Source organism: Streptomyces sp. NPDC059371, from assembly GCF_042751995.1.
Taxonomy (GTDB): Bacteria; Actinomycetota; Actinomycetes; order Streptomycetales; family Streptomycetaceae; genus Streptomyces.
In genome coordinates this window covers 12,080-16,651 of the sequence record NZ_JBHYXD010000086.1, presented here as the reverse complement: position 1 = coordinate 16,651, position 4,572 = coordinate 12,080, and the positions used below count along the sequence as shown (strand labels likewise).

The following is a 4,572-nucleotide window of genomic DNA, read 5'->3' as shown; positions in this document are numbered from 1 at the left end:
GCGGGGGTGGGGGGCGCGCGGGGGGGGCGGGGGGGGGGGGGGGCGGGGGGGGGGTGGGGGGGGGGGGGGGTGGGGTCCCGCCCCCCGCCGGGGGGGGGCCCGCCGCCGCGCCCGGCCGCGCCCCCCCCCCGGCGGCCACCAAGCGCACTGTCACTCCGACTGGTCGCCCGGCGTGCCCCAGGGCGCGTGGGCCCGGTTCCCCACCGAGGCGATAAGGTCCCCATGTCTTCCGCTGCTCCCCGGCAAGCCCCGCCGTCCCGCCCTCAGCGCGTCCCCCGGCCCGGATCCGAGGGAGGGGCGAAACGCCGGGCACCCAGCGGGCTCTTCGAACCCGCCCAGCTCGTACAGTCCTTCCCCGACGCGCTGCGCAAACTGCATCCCAGGGTGCTGGTCAAGAACCCCGTGCTGTTCGTCGTCTCCGTCGGGGCCGCCCTCACCACCTTCTCCGCGGCCTTCCACCCCGCCGTCTTCACCTGGGTGATCAGCGCCTGGCTGTGGCTGACGGTGATCTTCGCCAACCTCGCGGAGGCCGTCGCCGAGGGCCGCGGCAAGGCGCAGGCCGATTCCCTGCGCAAGGCGCGCACCGACACGGTCGCCCTGCGTCTGCGCCACTGGAGCTACGGCACCGACCCGCGGTACGCCGAGACCGAGGCGGTCGCCGCCACCGGCCTCAAACCCCTCGATGTCGTACTCGTCGAGGCGGGCGAACTCGTCCCGGCCGACGGCGATGTCATCGACGGAGTCGCGGCGGTCGACGAGTCCGCGGTCACCGGCGAGTCCGCGCCCGTGATCCGGGAGTCGGGCGGCGACCGAACCGGCGTCACCGGAGGGACGACGGTCCTGTCCGACCGGATCGTCGTCCGTGTCAGCGCCCGCCCGGGTCACTCCTTCCTGGACCGGATGATCGCCCTCGTCGAAGGCGCCTCCCGGCAGAAGACCCCGAACGAGATCGCCCTGAACATCCTGCTGGCCTCGCTCACCATCATCTTCCTGCTGGTCGTCGCCGCCCTCCAGCCGATGGCCGAGTACGCCGACGCCGCGCAGTCGACCACCGTCCTCGTCGCCCTCCTCGTCACCCTCATCCCCACGACGATCGGCGCGCTGCTGTCCGCCATCGGCATCGCGGGCATGGACCGGCTCGTCCAGCGCAACGTGCTCGCCCTGTCCGGCCGCGCCGTCGAGGCCGCCGGCGACGTCAACACCCTGCTGCTCGACAAGACCGGCACCATCACCCTCGGCAACCGCGAGGCCGCCGCCTTCCTGCCGCTGCCCGGCATCCAGGAAGCCCAGCTCGCCGACGCCGCACAGCTTTCCTCGCTGGCCGACGAGACACCCGAGGGACGCTCCGTCGTCGTACTGGCGAAAGAGACGTACGGGCTACGGGCGCCCGCCGAGGGCGAGTTGACTCAGGCGCGGTGGGTGAAGTTCAGCGCGCAGACCCGGATGAGCGGCGTGGACCTGCACTGGGACAACGGCGCCGTGTGCGCGATCCGCAAGGGCGCGGCCCAACAGGTCATGGACTGGGTGGAGATGTACGGCGGCCAGGTCCCGCCCGAGGCCGGGCGGTTCGCGGCCTCCGTGTCCGCTTCCGGCGGCACCCCGCTCCTGGTGGCCGTCCACGACTGGGACGGGCCGCGGGTGCTGGGCCTGATCCACCTCAAGGACGTCGTCAAGGACGGCATCCGCGAACGGTTCGCCGAACTGCGCCGCATGGGCATCAGGACAGTGATGATCACGGGCGACAACCCGCTGACCGCCCGCGCCATCGCCGAAGAGGCGGGCGTCGACGACTACTTGGCCGAGGCGACCCCCGAGGACAAGCTCGCACTGATCCGACGCGAGCAGGAGGGAGGCAAGCTCGTCGCGATGACCGGTGACGGCACGAACGACGCCCCCGCGCTCGCCCAGGCCGACGTCGGCGTGGCCATGAACACCGGAACCTCGGCCGCCAAGGAGGCCGGGAACATGGTGGACCTGGACTCCAACCCGACGAAACTCATCGAGATCGTCGAGATCGGCAAGCAGCTCCTCATCACCCGGGGAGCACTCACCACCTTCTCCATCACCAACGACGTGGCGAAGTACTTCGCGATCATCCCGGCGATGTTCGCGGGCGCCTATCCGGGCCTGCAGTCGCTCAACGTCATGGGTCTGCACAGCCCGACGTCCGCCATCACCTCGGCGATCATCTTCAACGCGCTCATCATCGTCGCGCTGATCCCGCTCGCACTGCGGGGTGTGCGCTACACGCCCTCCTCGGCGCACGACCTGCTGCGCCGCAACCTCATGCTGTACGGACTGGGCGGGCTGGTGCTCCCCTTCGTCGGCATCAAGCTCATCGACCTGCTGGTCTCGGTGATCCCGGGACTGGGGTGAGACACCCGTCAAAAAGAAGTCCTCGCACGTCAAAGGGGCGTCAGGGAGGGCGGGTCGAGCTCGTCCGGGACCATGGGCCCCCCGGCCGCGGTCGTGTCAGCGCGGATGCCAGGTGAGTTTGTCGCCGCCGACCCAGCGGACCACGTCGGGGTCGTCCAGATCGTCGACCGTGATGCCGTACGCGGCCGCGTACTCCAGGACGTCCGTGATCGCCTTCGCCTCGCCCACCATCTCGCCGTCGATCTCCATGATCCGGAACGGCGGCCTGCCCGGCTGCACCCCGAGCACCAAGATCCGTGGGTGGGAGATGTGAGGGCTCGCGCTTTCGGTCATGACTAGAGCGTAAGGGGATTTCCGCTCTTCCCGCTGGTCAGCGGCGGAGCGCCGAGGGTCCGCCGCCCGCGCGGCCTGGCACGGACGCAGCAGCGGGCGTCGGGGCGTTCACCCGGCCGGGTGAGGTCGGGCGAGGTTCCCGCCCGGGCCCGCCCGCGCCCCGCACCGCCCCCGCCCGCGCGCCCGGCACCGCCCCCGCCCGCGCACCCCGCACCGCCCCCGCCCCCGGACGTCCGCCGTGCGGTCCGACGACGGCTGGGCAACGCTGGGGGAAGCGTGCGGCGGCCGACGCGACCGCAGGGAGGAGTGCCGATGGATCCCGTCGAGGCCCTGGACCGGATCGCGTTCCTGCTGGAGCGGAGCCAGGCGCCCACGTATCGCGTACGGGCCTTTCGCACCGCGCAGGGTCTGCTCGCCGGGCTGCCCGCCGACGAGGTCGCCGAGCGCGCCGCGAACGGGACGCTGGAGTCGCTCAAGGGCATCGGCCCGAAGACCGCGCAGGTGGTACGGGAGGCGCTGGCCGGCGAGGTGCCCGGCTACCTGGAGAAGGTGGAGCGGGAGGCCTCGGGACCGCTCACCGAGGGCGGTGAGGGCCTGCGGGAGCTGCTGCGCGGGGACTGCCATCTGCACTCGGACTGGTCGGACGGCGGCAGCCCGATCGAGGAGATGGGGCGCACGGCGGCACGGCTCGGTCACGCGTGGGCGGTGCTCACCGACCACTCGCCCCGGCTGACCGTGGCGAACGGCCTGTCGCCGGAGCGGCTGCGCGAGCAACTGGCGGTCGTCGCCCGCCTCAACGAACTCTGGGCGCCCTTCCGGCTGCTCACCGGCATCGAGTGCGACATCCTCGACGACGGATCGCTCGACCAGGAGCCGGAGCTGCTGGAGCGGCTGGACGTGGTGGTCGTGTCCGTGCACTCCAAACTGCGCATGGACGCGGGTCCGATGACCCGCCGCATGGTCGCCGCCGTGCGCAATCCGCACGCGGACATCCTCGGCCACTGCACGGGCCGGCTGATCACGGGCCGCGGCCGGCCCGAGTCCGCGTTCGACGCGGACGCCGTCTTCGCGGCCTGCGCCGAGACCGGCACGGCCGTCGAGATCAACAGCCGTCCGGAGCGCCTCGACCCGCCGCGCCGGCTGCTGCGCCAGGCGGTCGAGGCGGGTGTCCTGTTCTCCCTGGACACCGACGCACACGCTCCCGGACAACTGGACTGGCAGATCCACGGGTGTGCGCGGGCCGAGGAATGCGGGGTGCCGCCGGAGCGTGTCGTCACCACGTGGACGCTGGAGCAGGTGCTGACCTGGGCCCGGACCCGCGAGACACCGTGACGCACGTCACCGCCGACGGCCCCGTTCCGGGGAACACCCATAGGTAGTTACCCGTTGAACAAACCGTGGGTGCGGATGGGACAGTGTCCCCGGGCCTCACCCCAGCCCGCAGGGACGATCGTCCGGCTGAAGCCCTGTGGAGCGTTTCGCCGCGAGGCGACCGCCATCGGCGCCCACGCAGACGACCCCGACCGCGATTCCCCCATCCGGTCGGGGTCTTTTCTCCGCCCGGGCCGGCCGTTCGCCCTTCCGGCCGTGTCCGTTTGACTTGGAGTCCGCTCCAATTCGTAGCGTGCGGGGCATGAGCACTGCACAGCACAAGATCGGTTCGGGATTCGGTGCCCGGAGCACCGCGGACGACGTCCTGGGGGACATCGACCTCTCCGGAAAGCTCGCGATCGTCACGGGCGGCTACTCGGGCCTCGGCCTGGAGACGAGGCGGGGGGCGGGGCCGGGGGGGGGCGCGGGGGGGGGGGGCCCGCGGCGGGCCGCGCGCCCGCCCCGGGCGCGCGGGGGGGGCGGCGCGGCCCC

Annotated in this window: 3 protein-coding genes and 1 pseudogene; 3 read left to right on the top strand and 1 reads right to left on the bottom strand. The window is 72.6% G+C overall.

The features are described 5' to 3' along the window. Window positions 1–222: 222 nt before the first annotated feature. On the top strand, window positions 223–2,376 hold the full coding sequence (gene kdpB, locus ACFXGX_RS33280) for a potassium-transporting ATPase subunit KdpB (protein ID WP_384798776.1): 2,154 nt from the start codon (window positions 223–225) through the stop codon (window positions 2,374–2,376). A 96-nt stretch (window positions 2,377–2,472) separates the two neighbouring features. Here the strand turns inward: kdpB and ACFXGX_RS33275 are convergent, their stop codons facing one another. Beyond that, window positions 2,473–2,709 carry a hypothetical protein gene (locus ACFXGX_RS33275; protein WP_384798772.1) on the bottom strand — a complete coding sequence of 79 codons (237 nt, stop codon included), beginning with the start codon at window positions 2,707–2,709 and terminating at the stop codon, window positions 2,473–2,475. A gap of 312 nt (window positions 2,710–3,021) precedes the next feature. On the opposite strand from ACFXGX_RS33275, the gene ACFXGX_RS33270 reads away from it, so the two are divergent. Together ACFXGX_RS33270 and ACFXGX_RS33265 are read left to right on the top strand one after the other, a co-directional pair. After that, entirely contained in the window at window positions 3,022–4,041 is a 1,020-nt protein-coding gene (locus ACFXGX_RS33270; protein WP_384798769.1) for a PHP domain-containing protein, read from the top strand. A gap of 301 nt (window positions 4,042–4,342) precedes the next feature. Next, window positions 4,343–4,572: pseudogene (locus ACFXGX_RS33265) on the top strand (oxidoreductase); the annotation flags it as partial.

Bases quoted from the DNA above. Each gene is read 5' to 3' on its own strand.
- ACFXGX_RS33275 (WP_384798772.1), bottom strand. From the start codon at position 2,709: ATGACCGAAAGCGCGAGCCCTCACATCTCCCACCCACGGATCTTGGTG.
- ACFXGX_RS33270 (WP_384798769.1), top strand. From the start codon at position 3,022: ATGGATCCCGTCGAGGCCCTGGACCGGATCGCGTTCCTGCTGGAGCGG.
- kdpB (WP_384798776.1), top strand. From the start codon at position 223: ATGTCTTCCGCTGCTCCCCGGCAAGCCCCGCCGTCCCGCCCTCAGCGC.